The sequence below is a fragment of the Streptomyces adelaidensis genome (assembly GCF_016598475.1).
In the GTDB taxonomy this organism is placed as follows: Bacteria; Actinomycetota; Actinomycetes; order Streptomycetales; family Streptomycetaceae; genus Streptomyces; species Streptomyces adelaidensis.
On the sequence record NZ_JAEMUX010000001.1, the window covers coordinates 117141 to 131440 of the forward strand.

Annotated in this window: 12 protein-coding genes and 1 pseudogene; 12 read left to right on the plus strand and 1 reads right to left on the minus strand. The window is 71.0% G+C overall.

Going from position 1 to position 14300, the window contains the following annotated elements:
* Positions 1-85: 85 nt before the first annotated feature.
* The 4 genes and pseudogenes from I8N67_RS00555 to I8N67_RS00570 all read left to right on the plus strand — a co-directional run bounded on the left by I8N67_RS00555 (position 86) and on the right by I8N67_RS00570 (position 3336).
* On the plus strand, positions 86-439 hold the full coding sequence (locus I8N67_RS00555) for a barstar family protein (RefSeq protein WP_200300538.1): 354 nt from the start codon (positions 86-88) through the stop codon (positions 437-439).
* 131 nt (positions 440-570) lie between these two features.
* The gene (locus tag I8N67_RS00560) at positions 571-2013 is read left to right on the plus strand and encodes a GuaB1 family IMP dehydrogenase-related protein (RefSeq protein WP_200300539.1); all 1443 of its coding nucleotides are present in this window, start codon (positions 571-573) and stop codon (positions 2011-2013) included.
* A gap of 272 nt (positions 2014-2285) precedes the next feature.
* Positions 2286-2873, plus strand: a pseudogene (locus tag I8N67_RS00565) (amino acid permease); the annotation flags it as partial.
* A 10-nt stretch (positions 2874-2883) separates the two neighbouring features.
* Complete coding sequence (locus I8N67_RS00570) at positions 2884-3336, plus strand: Lrp/AsnC family transcriptional regulator (protein WP_200300540.1); 453 nt, start codon at positions 2884-2886, stop codon at positions 3334-3336.
* A gap of 250 nt (positions 3337-3586) precedes the next feature.
* Here the strand turns inward: I8N67_RS00570 and I8N67_RS00575 are convergent, their stop codons facing one another.
* Positions 3587-4327, minus strand: coding sequence for a GntR family transcriptional regulator (locus I8N67_RS00575; RefSeq protein ID WP_200300541.1), 741 nt, complete (start codon positions 4325-4327; stop codon positions 3587-3589).
* A gap of 240 nt (positions 4328-4567) precedes the next feature.
* Here I8N67_RS00575 and I8N67_RS00580 point away from each other — a divergent pair, with 240 nt between their 5' ends.
* The 8 genes from I8N67_RS00580 to I8N67_RS00615 all read left to right on the plus strand — a co-directional run bounded on the left by I8N67_RS00580 (position 4568) and on the right by I8N67_RS00615 (position 14283).
* Complete coding sequence (locus I8N67_RS00580; protein WP_200300542.1) at positions 4568-5725, plus strand: ABC transporter substrate-binding protein; 1158 nt, start codon at positions 4568-4570, stop codon at positions 5723-5725.
* A complete protein-coding gene (locus I8N67_RS00585) occupies positions 5722-6624 on the plus strand; it encodes an ABC transporter permease (RefSeq protein WP_200300543.1) in 903 nt (300 codons plus the stop codon). Before I8N67_RS00580 ends, I8N67_RS00585 begins: the two co-directional genes overlap by 4 nt.
* The gene (locus I8N67_RS00590) at positions 6612-7460 is read left to right on the plus strand and encodes an ABC transporter permease (RefSeq protein ID WP_200300544.1); all 849 of its coding nucleotides are present in this window, start codon (positions 6612-6614) and stop codon (positions 7458-7460) included. The genes I8N67_RS00585 and I8N67_RS00590 overlap by 13 nt, the downstream gene beginning before the upstream one ends.
* Before the next feature lie 99 nt (positions 7461-7559).
* A complete protein-coding gene (locus tag I8N67_RS00595) occupies positions 7560-8612 on the plus strand; it encodes an ABC transporter ATP-binding protein (protein WP_200300612.1) in 1053 nt (350 codons plus the stop codon).
* A 51-nt stretch (positions 8613-8663) separates the two neighbouring features.
* Positions 8664-10130, plus strand: coding sequence for an HAD-IA family hydrolase (locus I8N67_RS00600; RefSeq protein WP_200300545.1), 1467 nt, complete (start codon positions 8664-8666; stop codon positions 10128-10130).
* A 135-nt stretch (positions 10131-10265) separates the two neighbouring features.
* Positions 10266-11471, plus strand: a complete 1206-nt coding sequence (locus tag I8N67_RS00605; protein ID WP_200300546.1) for an MFS transporter — start codon at positions 10266-10268, stop codon at positions 11469-11471.
* Positions 11472-11731: 260 nt separating this feature from the next.
* Positions 11732-12517, plus strand: coding sequence for a carbon-nitrogen hydrolase family protein (locus I8N67_RS00610; protein WP_200300547.1), 786 nt, complete (start codon positions 11732-11734; stop codon positions 12515-12517).
* 50 nt (positions 12518-12567) lie between these two features.
* Complete coding sequence (locus I8N67_RS00615; protein WP_200300548.1) at positions 12568-14283, plus strand: flavin monoamine oxidase family protein; 1716 nt, start codon at positions 12568-12570, stop codon at positions 14281-14283.
* Positions 14284-14300: the final 17 nt, after the last annotated feature.

Consider the following 14300-nt stretch of genomic DNA (forward strand, 5'->3'; position numbering starts at 1 on the left):
GTCGCATGAAGGCCGTCGTATGAACCCGTCGCGTGAATGCGTCGCATGGATCAGGATGGATGAAGGAGACGCGGGAGGTGTCGGGATGAGCGGCAGTACGCTCGCCGAGGTGCTGGGCACCGGCGGCTGGGCCCATATCGAGCTGGACCTGGGCGGTGTCATGGACAAGCCCGCCTTCATGGACCGCTGCTCCCGCGCCCTCGGCCTGCCCGACCATTTCGGCCGCAACTGGGACGCCCTCGCCGACTGCCTCACCGACCTCTCGTGGGCGCCGCCCGTGCGCGGACGGCTGGTCGTGCTGAGCGGCTGGCGGGAGTTCGCCCTGGCCGTGCCCAATGACTGGAGCATGGCGCAGGAGGTGTTCGCCGAGGCCGCGGACCACTGGAGCGGCACCGACTCCGAGCTGCGGATCGTGCTGGCTCTCGGAGGATCCTCCTAGGCCGCACACCCGCCCTCTGGACGATCCGTCGGGGCCGCTCGTACCCGCCGACATGGGACAATGAGGTACGTGCTCTTCCCCCTGGCGGTCCTGTCAGGGGGTCACCTCTGAACGACCGGGATGTGCGGCACGTGCGTTTCCTCAATGACATCCAGCCCCCGTACGACCTGACGTACGACGACGTCTTCATGGTCCCGAGCCGTAGCTCCGTCGGATCGCGGCAGGGCGTGGACCTGGCTTCCCCGGACGGCACGGGCACCACCATCCCGCTCGTCGTCGCCAACATGACGGCCATCGCCGGCCGCCGCATGGCCGAGACGGTCGCCCGCCGCGGTGGCCTGGTGGTCATCCCGCAGGACATCCCGAACGAGGTCGTCACCGAGGTCATCTCCTGGGTGAAGAGCCGCCACCTCGTCCTCGACACCCCGATCGTGCTGAACCCGCACCAGACCGTCGCCGACGCGCTGGCCCTGTTGCCGAAGCGGGCGCACAACGCGGGCGTCGTCGTCGACGCGGAGCTGCGGCCCGTCGGTGTCGTCACCGACGCGGACCTCACCGGCGTCGACCGCTTCACCCAGCTCGAAGTCGTCATGTCCCGGGACCTGTTGCTCCTGGACGCCGACATCGATCCGCGCGAGGCCTTCAACCGGCTCGACACGGCCAACCGCCGGTACGCGCCCGCCGTCGACAAGGACGGCCGCCTCGCCGGCATCCTCACCCGCAAGGGCGCCCTCCGGGCCACGCTGTACAGCCCCGCCGTCGACGCGAGCGGCAGGCTGCGCATCGCCGCCGCCGTCGGCATCAACGGCGACTTCGCGGGCAAGGCCGAGCAGCTGCTCGACGCGGGTGTCGACACGCTCGTCATCGACACGGCGCACGGCCACCAGGAATCGATGATCAACGCGGTCAAGCTGGTGCGCGACCTCGACCCCCGGGTGCCGATAGTGGCGGGCAACATCGTCGCCGCCGACGGCGTCCGGGACCTGATCGAGGCGGGCGCCGACATCGTCAAGGTCGGTGTCGGACCGGGTGCGATGTGCACGACCCGCATGATGACCGGGGTGGGGCGGCCGCAGTTCTCGGCGGTCATGGAGTGCGCGGCCGAGGCGAAGAAGTACGGGAAGCACGTCTGGGCCGACGGTGGTGTGCGGCACCCCCGGGATGTCGCCATGGCGCTGGCCGCGGGCGCGTCGAACGTGATGATCGGGTCCTGGTTCGCGGGCACGTACGAGTCGCCGGGTGACCTTCAGCAGGACGCCAGTGGGCGGCTGTACAAGGAGTCGTTCGGGATGGCGTCGGCGCGGGCCGTGCGTAACCGTACGAGCGAGGAGTCGGCGTACGACCGGGCGCGGAAGGCGCTGTTCGAGGAGGGTATTTCCACCTCGCGGATGTTCCTCGATCCGGCTCGGCCGGGGGTCGAGGATCTGATCGACTCGGTGATCGCGGGGGTTCGGTCCTCGTGCACGTATGCGGGGGCCGGGTCTCTGGAGGAGTTCGCCGAGCGGGCTGTTGTGGGGATACAGAGTGCGGCCGGTTATGCGGAGGGGAAGCCCCTTCACGCCAGCTGGAGTTAGGGCGCGTTTGGGCTCGGGGCGCTCGGTTCGTTGGCGGGCGCGGGTCCGGTGGGGGCTGGTCGCGCAGTTCCCCGCGCCCCTGGGTCGGCTGGCGTGCGTAAAGTTCCAAAGGCGCCGCGCAATGAACATCCGTCGTCGCGCGATGAACGCAACGATCTTCCGGTCGTGCGCAAGGTTGCCTGATTACGCTCGCGAAGCTCTGGCTCATAGGGTCGTGCGCTGTACGTGGCGTGGCGGGGACCTCCTGCTCGGGGCCCCCTGCTTCTCGGTGCGGGGCGCGGCCCTGGGAGGGGTTCGGTGAGTCCGAGGCCGCGCTCGCCGGGATCATGAAGGACGTCACCGGGGACGCGTTCTGGGGGACGCTGCTGGCGGCGGGGGCCGTCATCGCCATCGCGAGTGTGGTGCTGACCGTGCTGTACGGGCAGACCCGCATCCTGTTCGCCATGTCCCGGGACGGGCTCGTGCCCAAGGTGTTCTCGCGTGTGCATCCGAGGACCGGGACGCCTCGCGCCAACACCGTGATCGTCTCGCTGTTCTGCGGTGTGCTCGCCGCGGCCATTCCGCTGGGGCAGCTCGCGGACGCGACGAGCATCGGTACGTTGTTCGCGTTCGCGCTGGTCAATGTGGCCGTCGTGGTGCTGCGGCGGACCCGGCCGGACTTGGAGCGTACGTTCCGGGTGCCGTGGTCGCCGGTGCTGCCCGTGCTGGGCCTGGGGTTCTGTGTCTGGATGATGGGCAGCCTCGACGCCGTCACCTGGGTGGTCTTCGGGGTCTGGATGGCCGTCGGGCTCGTGTTCTACTTCAGTTACGGCTACCGCCGTTCCCGTCTCGCCGACCCTGTCGCAACTCCGGAGAAGTGATCCACCCGCAGTGCTGAACGATCTCGACGAACGCATCGTGCACGCCCTCGCCGAGGACGCCCGCCGCTCCTACTCCGACATCGGCCAGCTCATCGGGCTGTCCGCTCCCGCGGTAAAACGGCGGGTGGACCGGCTGCGGGCGAGCGGGGCCATCACCGGGTTCACGGTCCGGGTGGACCCGGCCGCGCTCGGGTGGGAGACCGAGGGGTTCGTCGAGATCTACTGCCGGCGGAACACGTCGCCGGAGACGATCCAGCGGGGGCTGGAGCGGTATCAGGAGGTCGTCGCGGCGTCGACCGTCACCGGGGAGGCCGATGCGCTGGTGCAGGTGTTCGCCTCGGACATGCGGCACTTCGAGCGGGTGCTGGAGCGGATCGCCGGGGAGCCGTTCGTGGAGCGGACGAAGTCCGTGCTTGTGCTGTCGCCGTTGCTGCGGAGGTTCTCTTCCGGGTCGCCCGCCTGAGGGGGCGGGGCGTTCGGTTCGTCGGCGGGTGCGGGTTTGTGGGGGTTGGTCGCGCAGTTCCCCGCGCCCCTTAGTGGGCCGGGGGTTACGTGTCGTTCTTTGTCCAGGGCGCTCGCCTGAGAGCTCGGGGCGTTCGGTTCGTCGGCGGGTGCGGGTTTGTGGGGGTTGGTCGCGCAGTTCCCCGCGCCCCTTAGTGGGCCGGGGGTTACGCGTTGCTCTTTGTCCAGGGCGCTCGCCTGAGAGCCTGAGGTCACTCCGCTGTTTTTCTTGCCAGGGCGTTGTTGTCGATCGAGTTGTGGACGCTGAAGCTGACCGCGTCCGAGCGGTAGCGGTCGTCGGACCATTCGACCGGGCGGCCTTCGCGGGTCGTCGTGACGCGGCGGACCCGTAGGAGGGGGCTGGTACGGCGTACGCCGAGGAGGTCCGCGTCCTGGGCGCCGGCGGCCACCGCGTCGATGACGTGCTCGCCGTAGGCGAAGACCAGGCCGGTGTCGTCCAGGAGGCGCTGGGTCACGGAGGGGCAGTCGGGCTCGATGGACTCGACCGCGGGGGAGATCCAGTCGGCGTAGACCGTGCGTTCCAGGAGGACCGGTTCGCCGTCCAGGCCCCGGACGCGCAGGACGTGCAGGACCTGGGCGTCCGTCGGGAGCCGGAGACGTACCCGGTCCTCGGGGGTGGCGGTGCGGTACTCCTGGGCGATCACCCGGCCGGTCGCCTCGCGGCCCATCGCGCGGGCCCACTGGGCGAAACTGCGGAGTTCGGCGAGGGTCTGGCTGCGGCGGCTGGCGAGGACCACGCGGCGGGCGCCCTGACGGGAGCCGATGAGCCCCTCGGCGGTGAGCGCGGCCACGGCCTGGCGGACGGTGCCGCGGGAGACGTTGTAGTGGGCCGCGAGTTCGGTCTCCGGGGGCAGCAGGCTGCCGACGGTGTACTCCTCACGGTCGATCCCGCGCCTGAGCTCCTCGGCGATCTCCTCGTGTCGCGCCGCCATGCTTCCCCTCCGTCCGTCTCTGCTCGTCCGCACCGTTCCGCTGTGCACAGCTTGACCAGCCTAGACGAGGGCCGGGGCGGGCGGGGGCGGAGTCGCGTCGTGCCGTGAATGGCCAGGGAATCGCGGGTAACGGTTTCGCCATTGTTTACGCGGGGGACATGAATCGCGGGCCTACTGAGGTCAACTTGTTCAGACAAGTGCCCAGCCGTGTCCCTCGCCGCGCGTACCCCTGGAGAGCTCGTGACCCGCTATCTGCCGAGAACCGCCGTTCTCAGCGGCGGCCTCGCCGTCGCCGCCGCACTCACCCTCAGCGCCTGTGGCGCGGCCCCCGAGACCTCGACCACCACCGCCGACGGCAAGGACGCGGCCACCGCGACCTCGGCCGAGGCCTTCGGCGGCATGGACGCGCTGGTGAAGGCGGCCAAGGAGGAGGGCGCCCTCAACGCGATAGCCCTGCCCCGCGACTGGGCCAACTACGGGGCGCTGATCGACGGCTTCGAGAAGAAGTACGGGATCAAGATCGAGGTCGAGAACCCCGACGGCGCCAGCCAGGACGAGATCAACGCCGTCACCTCGCGCAAGGGCCAGGACAGGGCGCCCGACGTGCTCGACCTGGGGAGTTCCTTCGCCCTGAGCGCCGCCCAGCAGGGCCTGCTCGCGCCCTACAAGGTCGCCGCCTTCGGCGACATCCCCGAGGGCCAGAAGGACCCGAAGGGGCAGTGGTACAACGACTACGGCGGCTACATCTCCATCGGGTGCGACGCGAAGCGGGTCGCCGAGTGCCCCGAGACCTTCGCCGACCTGCTGAAGCCGCAGTACAAGGGGCAGGTCGCGCTCAACGGCAATCCCACCAAGTCGGGCTCGGCGTTCGGCGGGGTCTGGGCCGCCTCGCTCGCCAGCGGCGGGTCCTTCGACGACATCCAGCCGGGCCTCGACTTCTTCGCCGAGCTGAAGAAGAACGGCAACTACACGCCCGTCGAGTCGACACCGGCCACCGTCGAGAAGGGCGAGACGCCGATCAGCATCGACTGGGACTATCTGAACGCCGGGTACGCCGACGAGTTCAAGTCCAAGGGCGTGGACTGGCAGGTCGCGGTGCCCGAGGACGGCAAGTTCTCGCAGTACTACTCGCAGGCCATCAACAAGGACGCCCCGCACCCGGCGGCCGCCCGGCTGTGGCAGGAATATCTGTACAGCGCCGAGGGCCAGAACCTGTGGCTCAAGGGGTACGCCCGGCCGGCGCTGATGACCGCCATGGAGAAGGCGGGCACGCTGGACGAGACAGCCGCGGCCAAGCTGCCGAAGGTGTCCGGGACGCCCGAGTTCCCGACCGAGGACCAGCAGACCGAGGCCAAGGACACGCTGGCGCAGGGCTGGGCCGCGGCGGTCTCCGGGTGACCGTCGTCGTCACCGCGGCCGACAGCGAGCCGGTGGCCGCCGCTTCCGTGAAGCGGCGGCCCCGCCCCGCCGGCTGGTGGGCCGTGGTTCCCCTGCTCGCCTTCGTCGCGATCGCCTTCGGGCTGCCCGCAGTGGCCATGCTCAACGGGGCGTTCACGGTCAAGGACCAGGCCACGGGCGCCACTTCGTACACCACGGCGAACCTCACGGCCTCCGTGCAGGGCGCCTATATGACGGCGATCCTCGGCAGCGTGAAGCTGTCCGCCGTCTCGGCCGGACTCGCCGCCCTGCTCGGGCTGCCGCTCGCGCAGGCCGTCGTCACCTCCCGGTTCACGGCGCTGCGCGAGGCCGTACTCACCGCGTCCGGGGTGCTCGCCAACTTCGGCGGTGTGCCCCTCGCGTTCGCATTCGTCGCCACACTCGGCAACTCCGGTGTGCTGACCCGGCAGTTCGGGCTGGCAGACAAGGGCTGGGACCTCTACAGCTTCTGGGGACTGGTCATCGTCTACCTGTACTTCCTGATCCCGCTGATGGTCCTCACCATCACCCCCGCCCTCGACGGACTCCGCGTCCAGTGGCGGGAGGCCGCGCGGAACAACGGCGCCACCAGCCTCCAGTACTGGCTCCACGTCGCCCTGCCCGTCCTCGCGCCCTCCCTGCTCGGCGGCCTCGTGCTGCTCTTCGGCAGCGCCTTCGCCGCGTACGCCACCGCCGCGGCCATGGTGGGCAGCTCGATCCCGCTGGTCACGCTGCAGATCGCCGACGCCATCTCCGGCAACGTCCTCGTCGGCCAGGAGAACGTGGCGCTCGCCCTCAGCCTCGACATGGTCCTGATCGCCGGGCTGGTCATGGCCGTCTACCTGCCCCTGCAACGACGGAGTGCGCGATGGCTGGCCTGAACGCGGGGCACCTGAACCGCGGACGCTCGAACCTGTGGCGCTGGGGTGTCCTCGCCTGCGCCGGGCTGTACTTCCTCGTGCCGCTCGCCGCGTCCGTGCTCTTCACGGTCGACGTGCCCGGCCAGGGGTACACCTTCGACGCGTACACGCAGATCCTCGGCACCGAGGGCTTCGTGACCAGTCTGCTGCTCTCGCTGGAACTGGCCGCCGCCACCATCGCCATCGTGCTGCTGCTGATGGTGCCCGCCATGGTCGCGCTGCGGCTCGCCGCGCCGGGACTGCGGCCGGTGGTCGAGGTGGTGTGCGCGCTGCCGCTGGTCGTGCCGCCGATCGCCTTCGTGGCCGGCCTCGGGACCGTGCTCAAGTGGGGGCCCGAACACCTCTCCCGGACGCCGCTGTTCCAGACCTTCGTGGCGATCCAGAACCCCGACTTCCCGTTCGTCCTGGTCCTCGCCTACGTCGTGATGGCCCTGCCCTTCGTGTACCGGGCGCTGGACGCGGGGCTGCGCGCCATGGACGTACGCACGCTCGTCGAGGCGGCGCGCAGCTGCGGGGCGAACTGGCCGCAGGCGCTGGTGAGGGCCGTGCTGCCGAACCTGCGGGGGGCGCTGCTCAACTCCTCGTTCCTCACACTGGCGCTGGTGCTCGGCGAGTTCACCGTCGCCCAACTGCTCGGGTTCAGGCCGTTCGCCGTGTGGATCGTCAACGTCAGCGGCTCCCAGGCCCAGTTGTCGGTCGCCGTCTCGGTGCTCAGCCTGCTCGTCACCTGGGCCATGCTCCTCGCGCTCGCCTCCTTCGGCGGACGCCCCCGAACCGCCTCCGCCGCCCGGGGATGAACCATGACCGCGCTTGAGAAGACCGCCGTGGAGACAGGCATGAAGACAGGCACGAAGACCGGCACGAAGACCGGCATGAAGACAGCGGTGCGGACAGCCATGGCCCTGGACAAGGCCGCCACCGTCGAGTTCCGGGGCCTCAGGCGGGAGTTCGGCACGACCGTCGCCCTCGACGGACTCGACCTGACCGTCCGGCCCGGCGAACTGCTCGCCCTCCTCGGCCCGTCCGGCTGCGGGAAGACCACCGCGCTGCGGATGCTCGCCGGGTTCGAACACCCCGACTCGGGCGAGGTACTCGTCGACGGGGACGACGTCACCCGCGTCCCGGCCCACCGCCGCGACGCCGGGATGGTCTTCCAGTCGTACAGCCTCTTCCCGCACCTCAGCGCCCTCGACAACGTGGCCTTCGGACTGCGGATGCGCAAGGTCCGTACGGCCGAACGGCGGGCCGCCGCAGCCGAGTTGCTCGACCTCGTGGGCCTCGCCGACAAGGGCGCCCAATTCCCGCACCAGCTCTCCGGCGGCCAGCAGCAGCGCGTCGCCCTCGCCCGGGCGCTCGCCCTGCGCCCCCGCGTCCTGCTGCTCGACGAGCCGCTGTCCGCCCTCGACGCCAAGGTGCGGCTCACCCTGCGCGAGGAGATCCGCCGGCTCCAGCGGGAACTCGGCATCACCACCCTCTTCGTGACCCACGACCAGGAGGAGGCGCTGTCCATGGCCGACCGGGTCGCCGTGATGCAGGCCGGGCGACTCGAACAGTGCGCGCCGCCCGCCGAGTTGTACGGGCGCCCCGCCACCGCCTTCGTCGCCGAGTTCGTGGGCACGATGAGCCGGATACCGGGGCGGCTGGACGGTACGACCGTCGAGGTGCTGGGCCGGCGGCTGCCGGTCGACGGTCCGGCGCCGGCCGCCACGGAGGTGGACGTACTGGTGCGGCCCGAGGCGGTCGCCGTACGGGCGGACGACACCGGGGACGCGCAGGTGATCGCCACCGCGTTCCTCGGCGCCGCCATCCGCGTCACCGTACGGCTCGCGGACGGCACCGAGGTCAAGGCCGACCTCCCCACGCACGAGGCGGCGACGCTCGGGGCGGGAGCGCCCGTGACGGTGAGCCTGCCGGACCGGCCGGTGCTGGTGGCCGAACGCACCCACTGATCCCCCGACCCCATCCCTATCCCCTTCACCCCCCCACAGAAGGCGACACCCTTGTCTCATCTACCGCTTCAGGCTGCCCTGTTCGACATGGACGGCACGCTCGTCGACACCGAGCGGCTGTGGTGGGAGGCGGTGGAACAGGTGGCCGGCGGCCTCGGCCGGGCATTGACCGTGGCCGATCAGCCGGACGTGCTGGGGCGCCCGGTCGAGTACACCGCGAACTGGCTCGCCGGGATCACCGGCGCCCCGGCGGACGGTGTCGCCGCCGATCTGCACCGGGAGTTCGCCGACCGGGTCCGCACCGGGGTCGTGCCCAGGCCCGGCGCGCTGCCGCTGCTGCGGGCGCTGGCCCGGGAAGGGGTGCCCACCGCGCTGGTGACCGCGTCCCCGCGCTCCGTCGCCGACACCGTGCTCGACGCCCTCGGCCGCGGCCTGTTCACCGTCTCCGTCACCGCCGACGACACCGAGCACACCAAGCCCGCCCCCGACCCCTACCTCGCCGCCTGCCGCGCCCTCGGCGTCGACCCGGCCGCCTGCGTGGCCGTCGAGGACACCCAGACCGGTGTCAGCTCGGCGGAGGCGGCCGGCTGCGCCGTCCTCGCCGTGCCCTCGCTCGCCCCGATCGAGCCCGCACCCGGCCGGACCGTCCGGCCCAGCCTCACGGACGTCACCCCCCGGACACTGCGCTCCCTGCTGCCGTACCGGCTCCGCGTCATGACCTGGAACCTCTGGTACGGCGGCACCAAGGTCCACGACCACCGGGCCAAGCAGCTCAAGGCCATCACCGAGACCGAGGTGGACGTGGTCGGCCTCCAGGAGACGTACGGCACCGCCGCCGAGGAACTCGCCGACGCCCTCGGCTGGCACCACCACCGGGCCGGCGACAACCTCGGCATCATCAGCCGCCACCCGATCACCGCCCGCTTCGGCGACCCGGACGTCGGCTTCTACGGGGCGGCGGGCGCCCGGATCAGCATCGGTACGGGTGGCGAGGTGGACGTCTGGACGGTCCACCTGGACTGCGCGCCGTACGGGCCCTACGAGGCCGCCTTCGACGGGGTGGCGGCCGCCGACCTGATCGCCCACGAGGAGGTGCGGCTCGCCCAGCTGCGGGACGGCCTGCGCCGGATCGACGGCACGGTGCCGGTCGTCCTGGTGGGCGACTTCAACTCGCCCTCGCACCTGGACCGGCCCGACGTCGACTGGCCGGTGACCAGGGCCGCCGAGGAGGCCGGTCTGCGCGACTCCTACCGGGAGGCCCACCCCGACCCCGTACGGGACCCCGGCCACACCTGGTCGCCGGTCCACGCCGAGCACGAGGACGGCAGCGGCCGACCCGAGCCGCAGGACCGCATCGACTTCGTCCTCCACCGGGGCCTGAAAGTGCTCGACTCCCGGACGTACGTCAGCGGGACCCCACGCCCCTGGCCGGACGTCGAGGACAACGAGTGGCCGTCCGACCACGCGGCGGTGATCACGACGTTTGCGCTGGGTGGGGTGGGGGAGCCGGGCCGATAACCCCTGGGCCGGACGGTGCCGTCCGACTAGCATCGGTGCCATGACCTGGCGACATTGATCCACCAGCCGTGCCTCCCGAGGGCCGCCTCGGACGCCGTACCCCCGACGTCCGAATCGCCCCTGCGGGAAGGCCTCATGACTCTCTCACCTGCGCGTCCGCCCGGCGCCGCAGACACCGCGAGCACCGGTGTCCGGCGGCTGACGGCCACGCTGTACGGCTATGCGTTCCTCGACGACTTCGTGCTGCTCTACCCGGTGTACGCGTTGCTGTTCAGCGACACCGGTCTGTCGCTCTGGCAGATCTCCTCACTGTTCGCCCTGTGGTCGATCACCGGCATCCTGCTGGAGGTCCCCTCCGGCGCCTGGGCCGACGCGGTCTCCCGACGGCTGCTGCTGTGCCTGGGCCCGCTGCTCACCGCCGCCGGCTTCGCCCTGTGGGTGATCGTCCCGTCGTACTGGGCCTTCGCACTCGGCTTCGTGCTCTGGGGCGTGCGCGGCGCGCTCGGTTCCGGCGCGCTGGAAGCGCTGGTCTACGACGAGCTGGACCGGCTCGGCGCGGCCGGCCGGTACGCGCGTGTCATCGGCCGGGCCCAGGCCGTCGGGATGGTCGCCGTGATGGCGGCGATGGGGCTGGCCGGGCCGGTGCTCGACCTCGGCGGCTACCCGGCCGTGGGCGCGGCGAGCGTGCTGGTGTGTGTGCTGACCTCGGTGGTGGCCACGCGGTTTCCCGAGCACCGGAACACGGCGTCCCACGGAGATGGCCGGCCCTCCACCCTCGCCACCCTGCGGGCCGGTCTCGCGGAGGCCCGCCGGGACCGTTCCGTACGGGGAGCGCTGCTGCTCGTGCCGGCCGTCGGCGCGGTCTGGGGCGCGCTCGACGAATACACGCCTCTGCTGGCCCGGGACACGGGCGTGGCCGAGCAGACGGTGCCGTATCTGCTGCTGGTGATCTGGGTGGGGCCCACGATCGGCAGCCTGCTGACCGGCGTCGGCGAACGGCTGAGCACCTCCGGGCTCGGGGCGGTGCTCGCGGGCTCGGCGTTCGCCCTGGCCACGGGGTCGCTGCTGGGCACACCGGCCGGCATCGGGCTCGTGGCCGTCGCCTTCGGCGGCTTCCAACTGGTCAACGTCCTCGCCGACGCGCGGCTCCAGAACCGGATCGTGGGGACCAGCCGGGCGACGCTGACGTCCGTCGCGAGCATGGGGACCGAGCTGGGCACGGTCGGTGTCTTCGCCGCGTACGCCGTGGTCGGGGCGTCGTATGCGCATGGGGTCGTGTTCGCCGTGTTCGCGGTGCCGTATCTGGTGACTGCGGTGGTGTTGGGGAGGAGGGCCCGCTAGGGGGGTGGGGCGTGGGGGGCCTTTGGCGGCTGCGGGCTCGTGTGGCTGGTCGCGTCCACGCGGCGGAGCCGCATATCGACACAGCCCCGCGCCCCTTCGCGGGGCCTCCTCGATACGTGCGCAATGAATCGTCGTCCACCCCGTGCCGTACGCAACGAATCGCTCGTCGGCGCGCAACAGCCTCCGCTTGTCCGGGGCGGGCGGCCGACCGTACCGTCTGTCTGACCCCCGAATCCCCTTTGTCCCGGTGAGGAACACGCATGCGTACCGCCCTGCTCCAGAGCTCCGGCCGGCCCGGCTCGGTCGTGGGGAACCTCGAGGTGCTGGACGAGGCCGCCGGGCGGGCCGCCGGGGCCGGGGCGGGGCTGCTGGTGGCGCCGGAGATGTTCCTGACGGGGTACGCGATCGGCGACATCGCGCGGCTCGCCGAGCCCGCCGACGGCGACGCGGCCGACACGGTCGCCGACATCGCCGGACGGCACGGGCTCGCGATCGCGTACGGCTACCCGGAACGCGACGGCGAGGCGGTCTTCAACTCCGCCCAGCTCGTCTCCGCCGACGGCAGCCGCCTCGCGAACTGCCGCAAGACCCACCTCTTCGGCTGCTTCGAACGCGACCACTTCACCCCGGGCGAGCAGCCCGTCGTCCAGGCGGAGCTGGGCGGACTCCGCGTCGGGATCATGATCTGTTACGACGTCGAGTTCCCGGAGAACGTCCGCGCCCACGCCCTCGCCGGCACCGACCTGCTCCTGGTGCCCACCGCCCAGATGCACCCGTTCCAGTTCGTCGCCGAGTCGATGATCCCCGTGCGGGCCTTCGAGAACCAGCTCTACGTCGCCTACGTCAACCGGGTCGGCAGGGAAGGCGAGTTCGAGTTCGTCGGGCTCTCCACGCTGGCCGGGCCCGACGGGGTCGCGCGCGCTCGCGCCGGACGCGACGAGGAACTCCTCCTCGCCGACGTCGACCCCGCCCGCCTCGCGGCCTCACGCGAGGCGAACCCGTATCTGAACGACCGCCGTCCCGGTCTCTACGGGTCCCTGATCTGACCGTCCCACCGGCCCCACCCACCAGCTTTCGCGCAAGGAGTCCGTACCCCATGACGTCCACCGTGCCCAACGCCGTCGAGCACGCAGACGAGCGGCGGCAGCCGCCGATCACCATGTTCGGGCCCGACTTCCCGTACGCGTACGACGACTTCCTGGCCCACCCGGCGGGCCTGGGTCAGATACCGGCGACCGAGCACGGCACCGAGGTCGCGGTCATCGGCGGCGGGCTGTCCGGTGTCGTGGCGGCGTACGAGCTGATGAAGATGGGCCTGAAGCCGGTCGTGTACGAGGCCGACCGGATCGGCGGGCGGCTGCGGACGGTGGGGTTCGAGGGCTGCGACCCCTCCCTCACCGCCGAGATGGGCGCGATGCGCTTCCCGCCTTCCTCCACGGCGCTCCAGCACTACATCGACCTGGTGGCGCTGGAGACCCGGCCCTTCCCCAACCCCCTCGCGGAGGTGACGCCTTCGACCGTCGTCGACCTCAAGGGCGAGTCGCACTACGCCGAGACGGTCGAGGACCTCCCGCAGATCTACCGCGATGTCGCCGCCGCCTGGAACAAGTGCCTCGAAGAGGGCGCCGACTTCTCCGACATGAACCAGGCCATGCGCGAGCGGGACGTGCCGCGCATCCGCGAGATCTGGGCGAAGCTCGTCGAGAAGCTCGACAACCAGACCTTCTACGGCTTCCTCTGCGACTCCGAGGCCTTCAGGTCCTTCCGGCACCGCGAGATCTTCGGCCAGGTCGGCTTCGGCACGGGCGGCTGGGACACCGACTTCCCGAACTCCATCCTGGAGATCCTGCGGGTCGTCTACACCGAGGCCGACGACCACCACCGCGGCATCGTCGGCGGCAGCCGGCAGCTCCCGCTGCGCCTGTGGGAGCGCGAACCGGAGAAGATCGTGCACTGGCCGTACGGGACGTCCCTCGCAAGCCTGCACCCGAACGGCGAGCCCCGCCCCGCCGTGACCCGGCTGCATCGCACGGCCGGCGACCGGATCACCGTGACGGACGCGAACGGCGACATCCGCACCTACCGGGCGGCGATCTTCACCGCCCAGTCCTGGATGCTGCTGTCGAAGATCGCCTGCGACGACTCGCTCTTCCCGATCGACCACTGGACGGCGATCGAGCGGACGCACTACATGGAGTCGAGCAAGCTGTTCGTCCCCGTCGACCGGCCGTTCTGGCTGGACGAGGCCGTCGACGACACGGGGAATCCGACCGGCCGGGACGTCATGTCGATGACCCTCACCGACCGTATGACGCGCGGGACCTACCTCCTCGACGACGGCCCGGACAAGCCCGCCGTCATCTGCCTCTCCTACACCTGGTGCGACGACAGCCTGAAGTGGCTGCCGCTGTCCGCGAGCGAGCGGATGGAGGTCATGCTGAAGTCGCTCGGCGAGATCTATCCGAAGGTCGACATCCGCAAGCACGTCATCGGCAACCCGGTGACGGTCTCCTGGGAGAACGAGCCGTACTTCATGGGCGCGTTCAAGGCCAACCTGCCCGGCCACTACCGCTACCAGCGGCGCCTGTTCACCCACTTCATGCAGGACCGGCTGCCCGAGGACAAGCGGGGCATCTTCCTCGCCGGCGACGACATCTCCTGGACGGCCGGCTGGGCCGAGGGCGCGATCCAGACCGCCCTGAACGCGGTCTGGGGCGTCATGCACCACTTCGGCGGAGCGACCGACACGACCAACCCCGGGCCCGGGGACGTCTACGACGAGATCGCGCCCGTGGAACTCCCGGAGGACTAGAGGACCAGAGGACCAGA